The organism is Pantoea sp. BS_8, from assembly GCF_041954965.1.
In the GTDB taxonomy this organism is placed as follows: domain Bacteria; phylum Pseudomonadota; class Gammaproteobacteria; order Enterobacterales; family Enterobacteriaceae; genus Pantoea; species Pantoea stewartii.
Map to the genome: position 1 here is coordinate 203,458 of NZ_JAVAXU010000005.1, position 14,965 is coordinate 218,422.

Annotated in this window: 11 protein-coding genes and 1 pseudogene; 6 read left to right on the forward strand and 6 right to left on the reverse strand. The window is 50.6% G+C overall.

The genetic code is table 11. The features are described 5' to 3' along the window. Nucleotides 1–145: 145 nt before the first annotated feature. Together RAC65_RS12480 and RAC65_RS12485 are read left to right on the forward strand one after the other, a co-directional pair. Nucleotides 146–2,923 carry a flavocytochrome c gene (locus tag RAC65_RS12480; protein WP_375096763.1) on the forward strand — a complete coding sequence of 926 codons (2,778 nt, stop codon included), beginning with the start codon at nucleotides 146–148 and terminating at the stop codon, nucleotides 2,921–2,923. Between the two features lie 67 nt (nucleotides 2,924–2,990). Then, nucleotides 2,991–4,046: an FAD:protein FMN transferase gene (locus tag RAC65_RS12485; protein ID WP_375096764.1), complete on the forward strand. Its 1,056-nt coding sequence runs from the start codon at nucleotides 2,991–2,993 to the stop codon at nucleotides 4,044–4,046. Here the strand turns inward: RAC65_RS12485 and dcuR are convergent. Both dcuR and RAC65_RS12495 read right to left on the reverse strand, forming a co-directional pair. Further along, a complete protein-coding gene (dcuR, locus tag RAC65_RS12490; protein WP_006122071.1) occupies nucleotides 3,952–4,671 on the reverse strand; it encodes a two-component system response regulator DcuR in 720 nt (239 codons plus the stop codon). The genes RAC65_RS12485 and dcuR overlap by 95 nt on opposite strands. Then, entirely contained in the window at nucleotides 4,668–6,257 is a 1,590-nt protein-coding gene (locus RAC65_RS12495) for a sensor histidine kinase (protein ID WP_226374860.1), read from the reverse strand. Before RAC65_RS12495 ends, dcuR begins: the two co-directional genes overlap by 4 nt. A 287-nt stretch (nucleotides 6,258–6,544) precedes the next feature. Here RAC65_RS12495 and RAC65_RS12500 point away from each other — a divergent pair, with 287 nt between their 5' ends. Together RAC65_RS12500 and mqo are read left to right on the forward strand one after the other, a co-directional pair. Beyond that, nucleotides 6,545–7,477, forward strand: a complete 933-nt coding sequence (locus RAC65_RS12500; protein ID WP_205952993.1) for an Rpn family recombination-promoting nuclease/putative transposase — start codon at nucleotides 6,545–6,547, stop codon at nucleotides 7,475–7,477. A gap of 371 nt (nucleotides 7,478–7,848) precedes the next feature. Then, complete coding sequence (gene mqo / locus RAC65_RS12505; protein WP_006122074.1) at nucleotides 7,849–9,498, forward strand: malate dehydrogenase (quinone); 1,650 nt, start codon at nucleotides 7,849–7,851, stop codon at nucleotides 9,496–9,498. Nucleotides 9,499–9,572: 74 nt separating this feature from the next. Here the strand turns inward: mqo and RAC65_RS12510 are convergent, their stop codons facing one another. The 4 genes from RAC65_RS12510 to RAC65_RS12525 form a co-directional block, all read right to left on the reverse strand. Next, nucleotides 9,573–9,860: a VF530 family DNA-binding protein gene (locus RAC65_RS12510; protein ID WP_033742281.1), complete on the reverse strand. Its 288-nt coding sequence runs from the start codon at nucleotides 9,858–9,860 to the stop codon at nucleotides 9,573–9,575. 185 nt (nucleotides 9,861–10,045) lie between these two features. Continuing rightward, entirely contained in the window at nucleotides 10,046–11,512 is a 1,467-nt protein-coding gene (locus tag RAC65_RS12515) for an aspartate aminotransferase family protein (RefSeq protein ID WP_006122076.1), read from the reverse strand. Nucleotides 11,513–11,526: 14 nt separating this feature from the next. Next, nucleotides 11,527–12,909, reverse strand: a complete 1,383-nt coding sequence (locus RAC65_RS12520; protein ID WP_375096777.1) for a diaminobutyrate--2-oxoglutarate transaminase — start codon at nucleotides 12,907–12,909, stop codon at nucleotides 11,527–11,529. 463 nt (nucleotides 12,910–13,372) lie between these two features. Further along, the gene (locus tag RAC65_RS12525) at nucleotides 13,373–13,957 is read right to left on the reverse strand and encodes a TetR/AcrR family transcriptional regulator (protein ID WP_205954630.1); all 585 of its coding nucleotides are present in this window, start codon (nucleotides 13,955–13,957) and stop codon (nucleotides 13,373–13,375) included. Between the two features lie 90 nt (nucleotides 13,958–14,047). On the opposite strand from RAC65_RS12525, the gene RAC65_RS12530 reads away from it, so the two are divergent. Together RAC65_RS12530 and RAC65_RS12535 are read left to right on the forward strand one after the other, a co-directional pair. After that, nucleotides 14,048–14,215 carry an ABC transporter six-transmembrane domain-containing protein gene (locus RAC65_RS12530; protein ID WP_232371852.1) on the forward strand — a complete coding sequence of 56 codons (168 nt, stop codon included), beginning with the start codon at nucleotides 14,048–14,050 and terminating at the stop codon, nucleotides 14,213–14,215. Between the two features lie 46 nt (nucleotides 14,216–14,261). Continuing rightward, nucleotides 14,262–14,738 (forward strand): annotated as a pseudogene (locus RAC65_RS12535) (ABC transporter six-transmembrane domain-containing protein). Nucleotides 14,739–14,965: the final 227 nt, after the last annotated feature.

The window sequence follows — 14,965 nt, forward strand, 5'->3', positions numbered from 1 at the left end:
AGATATTTAAAAGTTAAATAATTAAAATTATATCTTATGAAACTAAATTAACTGATATATTAGAAGCATGAAATCGGACCACTTAAATTAAATTAAAAACGTCCAGAAAGAATTCCCGGTTTTTGATATTTTGGAGTTAATCGCAATGAATACACTCACCCCAATTCTTAATCCCCTTACCTTGCCGCGTGGTGCAGTTTTAAAAAATCGTCTGATCATGGCACCAATGACAACCTGTACCGGATTTTATGATGGTACGGTGACCAGCGAGTTGGTTGAATATTACCGTGCACGTGCGGGCAGTATCGGAACAGTGATTGTTGAGTGCTGCTTTATCGATCCAAAAGGCCCGGCTTTTCCGGGGGCGATCGCCATCGACAGCGACAACAAAATACCCGGCTTAAAACGCATCGCTGACGCCATCAAGGAAAAAGGATCCACCGCGATTCTTCAAATCTATCACGGCGGACGCATGGTTGAGCCTGAACTGATTGGCGGTAAAACCCCTGTCGCGCCCAGCGCAATTGCGGCACCCCGTGAAGGGGCAACGACGCCCCGCGCCTTAACGGCAGAAGAAGTGGATACCATGATCACCAAATTTGGTGATGCCGTTAACCGCGCCATCAAAGCGGGTTTCGATGGCGTAGAAATCCATGGCGCTAACACCTATCTGATTCAGCAATTCTACTCACCTAACTCAAATCAGCGTAAAGACAAATGGGGCGGCAGTCGTGATAACCGCGCCCGCTTCCCGCTGGAAGTGCTGGACATCACGCATAAGATGGCCGAGCGCTTTGCGCATAACTCGTTCATCATCGGTTATCGTTTTTCGCCGGAAGAACTCGAAGTGCCCGGCATCCGCTTTGACGACACAATGTACTTACTGGAGAAACTTGCAGCACGGGGCCTGGATTATGTGCACTTCTCTGTCGGGCAGTTGATGCGCCCATCCATCGTGGATACCACCGATCCTACACCGCTTATTGAGAAGTTTATTGCCATGCGGTCAGAAACCCTGGCGAAGGTCCCGGTAATAGGTGTCGGCGGCGTGGTTAACAAAGAGGATGCAGAAAAGGCACTGGAAAAAGGCTATGACCTGGTCGCCGTCGGTAAAGCCTGCATCGCTTATCCAGACTGGACTGACCGCATCATCAATAACGAGCACCTTGAACTCTATATCGACAGCAACAAACGTGAAGCTTTACTCATCCCCGAGCCTCTGTGGCGTTTCTCACTGGTTGACGCCATGATTCGTGACATGAGCGAAACCGGTCGTAAATACAAAGCGGGCGTTTATCAGGAGAAAGTTGAGGCTGAAGCGCTGAAGCTGAAAATCAACGTTACGCTGGATACCGATCGTATTACCGATATTTCCCTGGTTCCTGATGACACGCTGGATGTGGATTTCACCACCACGTTTGAAAGTCTGCGTAATCGTATTCTGGTGGCAAACAGCCCACATGTTGACGCGATTACCGGTGCGACGACACAGAGTGAAGCGCTGAAAAAAGCGGTCTCACGCGCAATGACCACATCGAACAAAGCACACGTCATTGAAGAGGGCGGCAATCCCAACGCGCCACAGCAGTATGACGTTGTGGTTGTTGGCAGTGGTGGTGCAGGGCTGGCCGCCGCCATTCAGGCCCACGATGAAGGCGCTAAAGTGGTGGTCATTGAGAAGATGCCGACCATTGGCGGCAACACCATTAAAGCCTCTGTCGGGATGAACGCCGCAGAAACGCGTTTTCAGAAGCTGAAAGGGATTCAGGACAGCAAGGAGCTGTTTTATGAAGAAACCCTCAAAGGCGGTAAATTTAAAAATAATCCCGCGCTGTTGCGTGAGTTTGTTGACTTAGCGCCGGAAGCCATCGACTGGCTGGCAGATCACGGCATTGAGCTTAACGATATCACTATCACAGGCGGTATGAGTATCGACCGTACGCATCGCCCTGCAGACCGCTCCGCTGTCGGCGGCTTCCTGATTAGTGGTCTGGTGAAAAATATCAACAGCCGTAATATCGACGTGCTGCTTGAAACCGCAGTTGAAGAGATCCTGTTTGAAAATGGCGCGGTCAGCGGCGTGAAAGTGGTGGATGAATACAATGACAGCCGTATTCTGAACGCAAAAAGCGTGATTGTGGCGACAGGCGGTTTCAGTGCTAACCGGGAAATGGTGGTGAAATATCGCCCGGAACTGGATGGTTTTGTCACCACCAACCATAAAGGCGCTACCGGTGCAGGCATCGCAATGCTGCAAAAAATTGGGGCGGATACAGTCGATATGGGCGAGATTCAGATTCACCCGACCGTCGAGCAGACGACATCTTACCTGGTCTCAGAATCAATTCGCGGTGGCGGGGCGATCCTGGTCAGCCAGGCAGGCCAGCGCTTCTACAACGAAATGGAAACTCGCGATAAAGTTTCGGCGCAGATTATTGCGCTGCCAGAAAAAAGTGCCTGGATTATCTTTGACGAGCAGGTCCGTATGAACAACAAGGCCGCTGATGAATATATTGCGAAAGGCTTTGTTATCAGCGCCCCGAGCGTAGCAGAGCTGGCGGTTAAGCTGAATATGGAACACCGTACGCTGGAAGAGACACTGCAACGCTACAACGGTTTTGTGATTAAACAGAAAGACGAGGATTTTGGCCGTCAAACCGCGCTGCGTCATCCGTTAAGCGAAGGGCCTTTCTATGCCATTCGCATCGCGCCCGGCGTCCATCACACAATGGGCGGCGTGACTATCAACACGGCGACTGCAGTACTGGACACCAATAAGCAGGTTATTAACGGTGCCTGGGCTTGTGGTGAGGTCGTCGGTGGTATCCACGGTGCAAACCGTATCGGTGGAAACGCGGTTGCCGATATCATCATCTTTGGTATTCTTGCTGGCGCAAACGCAGCGGCTTTTGCCAAACGCTAAGCCGTGATATCCGGCATCCGTATAACATCGGATGCCGGTTCTTCTTTCTCCCCGAGTCCTGTCGCTTATGCAAACTGATTCACACGTGTACGCCTATTCCGCCGTCCTGATGGGCTCGCCCATTCTGCTTAAGCTGTATGAGCATAATGAGGCGCTGGCAGGTCAGGTTTTTCGCTTGATCAAACAGTATGAGAATGTGCTTACCGTCAATCGTGAGCACTCCGAAGTGATGGCGATTAATCATGCGGCCGGTCAGCGTCCCGTCAGCGTCAGCCAGCCCGTGTTTACGCTAATCGAGCGTGCACTTGCGGTCAGCCTGCTGCCTGAAAGTAGTTTTAATCTGGCCATCGGACCGCTGGTCAAATGCTGGAAGATCGGCTTTCAGGGGAAAAGCGTTCCGGCGCGGGCAGAGATACAGGCAAAACTCGCTTTAACCCATCCTGAGAACATTGAACTTGATGCGGCGAACCGTTCGGTCTTTCTGAAGCAAGCGGGCATGGAGATTGATCTGGGTGCGATTGCCAAGGGCTATATTGCCGATCGGGTGCAGGCATTTTTACATGAGCAGGGTGTGGACAGCGCGCTCATCAATCTTGGCGGCAATGTGCAAACGCTCGGCGCGCCGCCTGATGCACCGCAGGAAGGCTGGGCAATTGGTTTAAAAAAACCCTTTGCCGCTTCGGACGCGCTGCTTGGGGTGATTAACGTAACGAATAAATCCGTAGTGACTTCCGGGATTTACGAACGTTACTTTGAACAGGAAGGGGTCTGCTACCACCATATCCTGGACAGGCATACCGGCTATCCGCTGGATAACGCGCTACTCAGCGTAACCATCGTGTCAGATCACTCAATTGATGGGGATATTTTTACCACGCTGATCTATGGCATGGGCATTGAAAAGGGGAGCGACTATCTGAAAGCCTATCCCGGCATAGAGGCTATCTTCGTGACGCGCGACAAACTCATCATCTGCTCGTCACAACGTCACTTTGATTTTACATTGCTGGATCACAGCTTCCGCTACATCACTGGCAGTACTGACGTAAAAGTGCGTGATACTCAGGCTGGAGACGGTAACGATAAACCGGACGACCTGTCACACCGTAATGAATGCTCGTAAATAGAATATTGCTTTGTGCCAGCCAAATCAGGTATTTGCGGCAAGATACACGAGAAATATTGACCTCCGTTGCCAGCTCATCGGTGGAAAATTCCGTTCCGGGATGCGCATCAATCCACAGGCAAAGCGTACGCAGTGTTTGCGGTGTCAGTCCTTTCGGCAGACGTTTTGTCTCGTTGGCGTTCGCCGGGTTGCCGTGCAGCAACTGGTCGACATCAGATTGTTGATAAAACTGATGATTATCCATGAGTCGTTTTTTTTGTCGCCAGCCGGTTAATGCTTCTTCAAAGCGCGAAAACTGAAACGGTTTAATCAGGTAATCCACAACACCATAATTCAGCGAGGTTTTGATGGTTGCCGCATCCGCTGCTGACGAGATGATAATCACGTCAATCGGACGACCGGCGCTGCGCAGCTCCGGCAGCAAATCCAGTCCGTTTTCCTGCTGCATATAGATATCCAGCAAAATAAGATCAACGGCCGGATCGGTCTGCAACAGGCGTTCTTTGGCTTGCAGTAACGTGGACGCAGTGCCACAACAGGTAAAACCGTCTATCTGACCGATATAGCATCGGTTCAGCTCGGCCACCATGGCATCATCGTCTACAACTAACACATTGATCATTCGTTAATATTTCCTCTTTCCCACGGAAGCTGTACTAAAAACTGCGTGTACACGCCTGGCTCGGATTCGACGCTGACGTTACCGCCCAGACTTTCCGTTTGTTGCTTGAGTAAAAACAGTCCAACGCCACGATCTTCACCTTTGGTGGAAACGCCACGTTCGAAAATGGTTGTCAGCTGATCGGCAGGAATACCGGGACCATCGTCGCTGACCTCACATGACAACCAGCCGTTTTGGTAGTGCAGCATGACGTGAATTTCACCGTCCATATCCGGGTCAAGCGCCTCAAGGGCGTTTTCGATCAGGTTACCCAGCACCGTTATTAATGCGGCAATTTGCTGTTCACTGCCGCTGTCTGGCAGGTAGCTGGCTTCGCTCAGGATTAGCTGATGGCCTTCATCCGTCACACGATTAATTTTGCTTAACAGGAAACCCGCAATGACCGGTGATTTAATCTTCTGCAACAGCGAACCGATTTCGGTCTGGTAGTTATTGGCCGTTTTAAGGATGTACTCTTCCATCTGCGCATAGTTTTTCATGTGCAGCAGCCCAAGAATCACGTGCAGTTTGTTCATGAATTCATGGGAACGTTCACGCAGCGCATCCACATAGTTTACCATGCCGTCGAGACGCTGCATTAGCTGACTGATCTCTGTCTTGTCCCTGAAGGTGCTCACCGCGCCAATGATACTGCTGCGACTGCGCACGGGTACGGTGTTGCTGATCAGTATCTTGCCGCGCACATTAAGTTCTTCATCATATGCGGCTTTGCCTTCATGCAACGCATCACGCAGATGGGTCAGCATTTGTGCATTTTCCGGCACGCGATCGCCACTCAGAAAGGCTTCACGCGTCGTCTCTTTCAATAATTGTGACGCTGCCTGATTGATCAGGCTGACGCGGGACTGATCGTCGACGGCAATGACGCCTTCCTTAATCGAATCCAGGATAGCCTGACGCTCTTCAAACAAACTGGAGATTTCGTACGGCTCTAACCCCAGCAAAATGTGCTTCAGGCGTTTTACTAAAATGAAAATGCCCAGCATGCCGACCAACGCGCCTAATAATACCGTCCAGAAGATATTCCAGCGGCTTTTTGTGACTTGCGCGGCAACGTCATTCACTGAGATGCCAATAGCCACAACGCCGATTTGCTGGTGTCTGGCATTAAACACGGGTGTGAACACTCGGAGTGCTTCGACCAGAACGCCATGATTAACCGCAACGTTCTCATGACCCTGTAAAGCAGGGTTAATATCCTCACCGACAAAATGTTGGTTAACCACATCAGGATTCGGATGCGAAAACCGAATACCGCGCATATCTGTTACCACGACAAACAGCAAATCATTACGTTTACGCGTTGCCTGGGCGATAGGCTGAATGATTTTGCTGCCATCAGGCTGGGTCAGCGCCTGCTGGATTTCCGGGCTGTCAGCCAGCGTTCGCGCCACGGCCAGGGCCTTATCTTTCACATGCGCACGTGTGAAGTTATCAATCTGCACATAGTAAAGCAGATGTACGCTTAACAAGACGGTCATCAACACAGCAGCCATCATCAGAGACGAGAGCGTGCTGAGTTTCATGGGGCGTTTTTTAGACGAACGGTGGGGCCGGGAGTCATTCATAGTGAGTATCAGCAATAGTAAGGTTCGCGATGCAACATACGCGAAGTCGTACCACCAGTACAGTTTCATGGCCAGCGATCATCAGTTTAAAAAAACTCACCACACAGGCAGGACTGATTCAGGTCAATGCTGCTCCCCAAAAGTAAAGCTATCGTGCGTCATTGCGCGTGTTTTCCGTGCTTATCCCCCAGAGGCTTCTTATTGCCACAATGAAATGTCAGCTTGTTATTCTGGAGTCAGGGTTGATGAAGAAGAAGAACGGCACACCAATGCCTCACGATGCAACGTTTCGACAATTTCTCTCGCAGCCCGAGATTGCACGTGACTTTATGGAATTGCATCTTCCCGCCGAATTACGCGCTATTTGTGATCTGAATACATTGAAACTGGAATCCGGCTCTTTTGTGGAAGACGACCTTCGCCAGTATTTCAGTGATGTTCTCTACAGTCTGAAAACGACACGAGACGAGGAGGGCTATATCCATGTACTGATCGAACATCAGTCCTCCCCGGATAAACTGATGGCTTTCAGATTACTGCGGTATGCGGTGGCGGCCATGCAACGTCACCTTGAAGCCGGCCACAAAAGTCTGCCGCTGGTGATTCCTGTCCTCTTCTATACCGGGAAACGTAGCCCCTATCCCTACTCGACCCGTTGGCTCGATGCATTCAGCGATCCCGTACTGGCTGCCCGACTCTATGCCGAACCCTTCCCGCTGGTGGATGTCACCGTGATTCCTGATGAAGAAATTGCGGGTCATCGCAGTATGGCCGCGCTGACACTGCTCCAGAAGCATATCCATCAGCGTGATTTTGCGGAGCTGATGGATACGCTTGTCCCGGTATTGCTGGCAGGCTATCTTTCTTCATCACAAGTCATATCATTGATACACTACATTGTGCAGACAGGGGAAACTTCGGATGCCGAAGCCCTGGTCAGAGAACTGGCACAACGTGTGCCGCAACATGGAGACGAACTAATGACCATCGCGCAGCAGCTCGAACAAAAAGGCATCGAAAAGGGCATTCAGCTGGGACATGAAGCGGGTCGTTCTGAAGGGGAACGTGAAGCTACCCTGAAAATTGCCCGTACTATGCTGCAAAACGGCCTGGATAACGAGACGGTAATGAAAATGACGGGTCTTAATGCGGATGATCTGGCGCAGATCCGTCACTGAGAATCCCCTTGACCGGTCAGTGATAAAGAGCCGCTTTTATCACCATTGAGAGACTCACTATCCGTAATATCTTATCTGAAACGGCGCGCTTTCCTCTTTGTGTTTTAGCCTTCCTGCGAGTAAAAGCTGTCGCATCATTTCTCATCACCGCGCGCTGAAAATATTTGCCTTAGGGCATTGTATATTGCAAAAAGCCCCTTTATTGTGTGGTTAAAATATATCGATAATGAAGTTAACCTTTTGTAACTAAATTAATCGAAATAAAGAAGCTTTTAATTTTTTAACTATTTTCACATTAACTACGCAATAACAATATTTTAAACTTTCGGGACTTTTTTTAACTACTTCTCCACGTTAATTGTAGATTCCGAATGATTAAATCAACTAAATTCGTACCTGCACTTTCGCTTGCAGCGTTACTCGTTTCTTCAGTCACCCATGCTGAAAATTCACCAGAAAAAACAGACGTTCTGCTGATCGGCGGCGGTATCATGAGTGCTTCTCTGGGCACCCTGCTGGAAGAGCTACAACCGGGCTGGAAACAGATCATGGTTGAGAAGCTTGATGGTGTGGCACTTGAATCCTCGAATGGCTGGAATAATGCCGGTACCGGCCACTCCGCCAATATGGAACTGAACTACACGCCTGAGCGTGCTGATGGTTCAATTGACGTGACCAAAGCGCTGGAAATTAACGAAGCCTTCATGATCTCCCGCCAGTTCTGGAGTTCTCAGGTGAAAGACGGCGTGTTAAATAACCCGCGTTCATTTATCAACTCTACGCCGCATATGAGTTTTGTATGGGGCGATAATGTGGATTATCTGACTAAGCGCTACGCGGCGTTGCAGAAAACCGTCCTGTTCCAGGGTATGCAGTTCTCCACCGATCACAAACAGATTGCGCAGTGGGCACCTCTGGTGATGGAAGGTCGCGACCCTCAACAAAAAGTGGCGGCAACCTGGACGCCTGTCGGGACCGACGTTAACTACGGTGAAATTACCCGTCAGTTGATTGGTAGCCTGAAGAAACATGATAATTTCCGTCTGGAAACGTCTTCTGAAGTCACTGACTTCAAACGTAACAGCGATAACTCCTGGCACGTGACCATCAAAGATGCCAAAAATGGCGGCGAACGCACGGTAGACGCAAAATATGTGTTCATCGGCGCGGGCGGCGGTGCGCTGAAGTTACTGCAAAAAACCGGCATTCCCGAAGCGGATAATTATGCAGGTTTCCCGGTTGGCGGCTCATTCCTGGTCACCAAGAACCCGCAGATTGCTGAGCGTCATTTAGCCAAAGTTTACGGTCAGGCTTCTGTGGGTGCGCCACCGATGTCCGTTCCACATCTTGACACACGCTACTTCGATGGCAAACGTGTCGTGTTGTTTGGACCTTTCGCCACGTTCTCAACCAAGTTCCTGAAAAACGGTTCGCTGTTTGACTTGCTGAGCTCGACGACGACTCACAACTTTATGCCAATGACCCATGTGGGCCTGGATAACTTCGATCTGGTGAAATACCTGATTGGTCAGGTCATGTTGAGCGATGATGACCGCTTTGCTGCGCTGAGAGAATACTATCCTGATGCGAAGAAAGAAGACTGGACGCTGATCCAGGCCGGTCAACGTGTACAGATCATCAAGAAAGATGCAGAGAAAGGTGGCGTGCTGAAACTCGGTACAGAAATCGTGACCGATCAGCAGAAAACCGTTGCTGCACTGCTGGGCGCATCGCCAGGCGCATCAACCGCTGCACCTATTGCGATTAACGTTATGCAGAAACTGTTCCCGGAGCAATTCAAGTCTGCGGAATGGCAGGAAAAAATCCGTAAAATTGTTCCTGCTTACGGTCAGAAACTGAACGACAATCCTGCACTGACCCAGCAGGTATGGGATGAAACGGCTGCAACGCTGCAGCTGACGAAGCCACCGGTTATTAACATGGGCACTAAGCCTGCTGAAGCTCCCGCGGCGAAAAGTGATAAAACACCTGAACCAGCGAAGCACGATATGGCGCTGTAATGCCATAATATGAAAAAGCCCGCGTCAGTGATGACGCGGGCTTTTTTACGTCTGAAGCGTGCGCGCAATCTTCATCAGGTTTTATCACGGCGCCAACTGGACCACGGATCTTCATCGGATGACGGTGCGGAATCCGGTTGCGCGTCATCCCGTGAAGCCAGGTACAGGGCTTCCACTTCAGCACGCGCCCAGGGCGTCCGGCGAAGAAACTTCAGGCTGGACTTTACACTGGGATCGTTTTTAAAACAGTTGATATTGATACGCTTGCTCAGTTCAGCCCAGCCATATCGTGCCACCAGGCTGTTGACCTGCATTTCAAGTGTAATACCGTGCAGGGGATCGTTAGAGACGTGAGCGGTCATGGTCTTTCCGGTAAATGCTGTAAAAGTCTTATCCTGCAGCACGATGCTGCGTGGCGCAAGTCAGTTCAGTCAGGGGCGCGGTGGGGCGACATTGTCCACCGACACGCTAAGCCTTGCGGACAGTCTTCACAAATAAATAAGGCCGGTAAAAATTACCGGCCTGAGTCAGGCAGAATAAGAAAGGCTTACAGTAATGACTGTGCTGTTTTCTCCAGGAGTGCCAGCAGGACAGTAATGTCCTCCAGGGTCACCGTTGGGTTCAACAACGTCATTTTCAGGCAGGTCATACCGTTATGCTCGGTCACGCCGACATTGGCCCGGCCGGATTCCAGCAATGCATCGCCGATGCGCTGGTTGAACAGCGCAATGTCAGCATCGCTCCAGCCCGCGGACTGATGTGGGCGATAACGGAACAGGACGCTCGCCAGCTGAGGTTTCATCACCAGCTCCAGCGCATCCTGCTGTTCAATAAACTGCGCAACCTGCTGTGCCAGCGTGACGCCGTGATCGATAATTTCGGCATACTGTTTCTGGCCCAGCGCTTCCAGTCCCATCCACAGCTTCAGCGCATCGAAACGGCGCGTGGTTTGCAGAGATTTTGATACCAGGTTTGGTACGCCCTGTGCCTCATCAAATTCAGAGTTCAGGTAAGCGGCCTGATAGCGCATCAGCTCATAGTGACGGGCTTCTTTTAACAGGAAAGCGCCACAGCTGATTGTCTGGAAGAATTGTTTATGGAAATCCAGCGTAACGGAATCCACCAGCTCCAGACCATCCAGGTAGTGACGATATTTCTCGGACAGCAGCAGCGCGCCGCCCCAGGCCGCATCAACGTGAACCCAGATGTGCTGCTCAGCCGCCAGCCTGACAATCTCACGTAACGGATCGATAGCACCGGCATCCGTTGTGCCCGCCGTCGCGACAATCGCCAGCACCTGCTCGTTGTTGGCTTTGGCCTGTGCCAGTTTCTGAGCCAGGTCCGTCATATCCATGCGCGCAAACTCGTCGCATTTCACCAACGTGACCGACTGGTAGCCTAAGCCGAGCAGGGCCATATTTTTCTGCACTGAGAAGTGCGCGTTTTCCGAACAGAAAACTTTGATTTTTTTCAGATCGCCAGTCAGGCCGTCCTGCTGCACGGAATGACCCTGACGGGCAAAGAAGGCATCGCGTGCCAGCATCAGCCCCATCAGATTGCTCTGCGTGCCGCCACTGGTAAAGACGCCTGCATCACCCGCCTGATAACCAACCTGCTCGCGCAACCACTCGATCAGCTTCATTTCGATAAGCGTGGCAGAAGGTGCCTGATCCCACGAGTCCATACTCTGGTTCGTGGCGTTGATCAGTACTTCAGCGGCCTGGCTGATAACCAGACTTGGGCAATGTAAATGCGCAACACACTGTGGATGATGAACAGACAGGCTGTCTTTCAGGAAATACTCAATCGCGCGCTCAATGGCGGCCTGGTTACCCAGGCCTTCTGGATTAAAGTCCAGCTTGATGCGTTCGCGGAGTTCTGCAACCGTTTTGCCCTGATACATTTCAGGCTGTTCCAGCCACTTAACAACGGCCGCGCTGCTTTGAGCGATAGCCTGCTGATAAGCCTCGGTGCTTTGCACCGAGGACGCCAGAATAGGATTTGACCGTGACATCGAACTTACTCCACTTAAACTGCTTCGACGCCTGCGGCAAGCAGGGCGTTTTCAAACTTATCCAGGAAAACCTGAAGCTCATCATGGTTGATCAGCAGAGAAGGCAGCAGACGTAATACGCTGCCGTGGCGGCCGCCACGCTCCAGAATCAGACCATTTTCGAAGCATTTTTTCTGCACCAGCGCAGACAGATCGCCATCAGCCGTGTAGCAGCCCATGTGATCCTGTGCTTCGTTTGGTTTGACCATTTCGATACCGATCATCAAACCCAGACCACGGACGTTGCCAATCGCAGGATAACGTTTTTGCAGCTCGGCCAGTTTGCCTTTCAGCCACTCACCTTTTTCTGCCACGCTGTCAGCGATGTTGTTTTCTTTCAGCAATTTCAACGTTGTCAGACCGGTTGCCATGGCCAGTTGGTTGCCACGGAATGTACCGGTATGGTGGCCAGGCGACCAGGCATCAAATTGCTTTTTAATACCCAGTACGGCTAATGGCAAACCGCCACCGACGGCTTTTGACATAACGATAATGTCGGGTTCAATGCCGGCGTGTTCAAAGGCAAAGAATTTACCGGTACGGGCAAATCCGGCCTGAACCTCATCCAGGATCAGCAGAATGCCGTGCTCCTGGGTGACTTTACGGATACGTTGCAGCCACTCTGCTGGCGCAGGATTGACGCCGCCTTCACCCTGAACGGCTTCCAGGATGACCGCAGCCGGTTTACGTACGCCACTTTCAACGTCGTTGATCAGGTTTTCGAAGTAGTAGGTCAGCGCTTTAACACCGGCTTCGCCGCCAATGCCCAGCGGGCAACGGTAAAGGTGCGGATAAGGCATGAACTGCACTTCCGGCATCATGCCGTCCACGGCTTCTTTCGGTGACAGATTACCTGTCACTGAAAGCGCACCGTGGGTCATGCCATGATAACCGCCGGAGAAGCTGATCACGCCTGAACGGCCCGTGTGTTTTTTCGCCAGTTTCAGCGCGGCTTCAACTGCGTCCGCACCAGAAGGACCAGTGAACTGCAGGCAGTACTCTTTGCCCTGACCCGGTAACAGAGAGAGCAAATATTCTGAGAACGCGTCTTTTAATGGCGTGGTCAGATCGAGAGTATGTAACGGCAAGCCGCTGGTAATGACATTTTGGATGCTTTGCAGTACGTCAGGATGATTATGACCCAACGCAAGCGTTCCGGCACCGGCAAGACAGTCAAGATACTGTTTGTTCTCAACGTCTGTGATCCAGACACCATTAGCTTTTGCGATCGCTAACGGCAATTTACGCGGATAACTTCGAACATTTGATTCAAACTCGGCCTGGCGGGCCAGATAAGACTCATTGTTACCGTTTAATGTATTCGCATTCAAACTATCAATACGGACTTTATCCGTCATCATATCTCTCCTACAACCGGGCGTGGCATCACGCTGCAGTTGGATAAGTGAATAAAATTTAGAACTCATGTTAAAAACGCGGCCAATATATTGTTTTTTAACACAGGACTCAATGATTAATTTTATGTCTTTTTATTAATTCATTTGTTATATAAAACAGTTGCTTACCGTTAATTTCGTCACTAAGTAAGCAACTTTTCTTAAAACAGATAATCAATAAAGTGCCAAAAAACACGCGCTTATCGGATCACGCATGCGTTTTACTAAGTAAAAATAAAGTGTGTTAGCAACCGTTTCGGTGCGGATAAGCGATAAAATTTGAGATTAATCAACCATCAAAATGTAAAACGTGCGCCATAGAGATGAAACAATATAAGGATAAGAGTAAATAGAATTATAACTTCTATTTAACATTCCTTTAATGTCGGTGGGCGTCAACGCCACGCTGTTGTTGCGGATGCGGTTAACGCAGCAGTTTTACAAAGTGATGAATATCAGACATCACCTGCTCGACTCTCTCAGGCGAAGACTTAATACTGAGCAGATCGGCATAGCCATTCAGCATGGCGTTGAGCTGACGCGCGCTGCGCGCAACATCCTCAATCCGAAAGTATCCCTGTGCGACGCCAGCCTCAAGAATGCGACAGAGCAGGGCATCCCAGCCGGCCGTAATTTTATCGGCCAGTCCGGCATAATCATCGTGATGGCCAGCCATCTGCCACACTGAAGCATAAAGTTGCCAGCCGGAATCCGCCGCATCAGGAATATGTCCTTCGATTAAACAGTATAGTTGCTGCTCAGGATCCAGCGCGGCCAGTTCACGGGCGAAGTCGTCGAGTTCGCCTTGCATAAAGCGCTCCAGCGCCGTTAAGGTCAGCGTGTGCCAGTCAGGAAAATAGTGATAGATATGACTGCGTGAAATGCCCAGCGTCGCGGTGAGCTCGCGTGTGGTGGCCTTTTCGAGCCCCTTTTCAAGAAAAAGCGCGACGGCGCCCGCCAGAATTTTTTCTTTCAGTGTTTCCCCGGCGGATTGGGTTGATGCTTTCATCCTGACTCCTGAATTAACTTCGAGCAATCAATTATGATGCTCTGGTACTTGAGCGAACGCTCAGTTTTAACAGTTTACAAAAAGAAAATCATGTGTTCTTCCAGAGCGACACTACCGAATACCGCGCCACATACCGCCATTGCAACCCTGAAAACGCTGGGGCGACGTCACAGTAAAAAGTTGATTCTCACCCTGTTGCGGGTCATGGCGGAAAATGTCACCAGTTTGCTTTACCCGCTGTTAGGGGTTCGCGATTAGTGCCATTATCACCGGGCATGCGCTCCAGGCCATGCTTCATGCGGTAATGGTCTTTACAATGTGGGGAAACGGTGCGGCAAGGCGTAGCGTGGAAACCCGAACTTTTGCACGGATCTATGCAGAGTTGGCAGTGCCGGTGACCGTGGCGCAACGTGAAGCGTAATGCCTCAACGGTTGCTGCTTCTGTGACGCTGTCACGTGAGTTTGTCGACTTTTTGAGCTGCATCTGCCTGTCTTAATAACATCCGTTGTATCCATCAGCGGTGCCGCCATCGTGTTGCTGGCAATTGCGTTCTGGACGAGCGTCGGCTGCCCGATCATTTTGCTGAGCCTGGCATGTTTCCTGCCGGGATTCTCACACAAAAATAAAGCCTTGTTTGGCCGGCTAAATAACCGACTGGAAAAAGAGATCAGCTTGCCGCCGGCACAACACGCAGGACAGCCTGACGTAACAGGTTCACACACCTCACCCGTCTCAACAGTCAGTACCGCTTCGTATCAAATTTGTTTACTATCCATTTAATATATTCATAACCCAAATAACCATCTGGTTTAACGACTGCCAACAGGATAACGCTGTCCAGGCGCTGGTGAAGGATCACACAGCATCATGCTGGGTTTACCGCTGACAGGAAAAAGATTTCTTGCATGCCTAACGTAAAGGACAGTGGCTGGCTTGTCGATAGAGTTAATCAGAGCAGGTCGTCGCAGTCATCACTTCGTCAAGTTTAGCGATGACGTAAGGCAAAG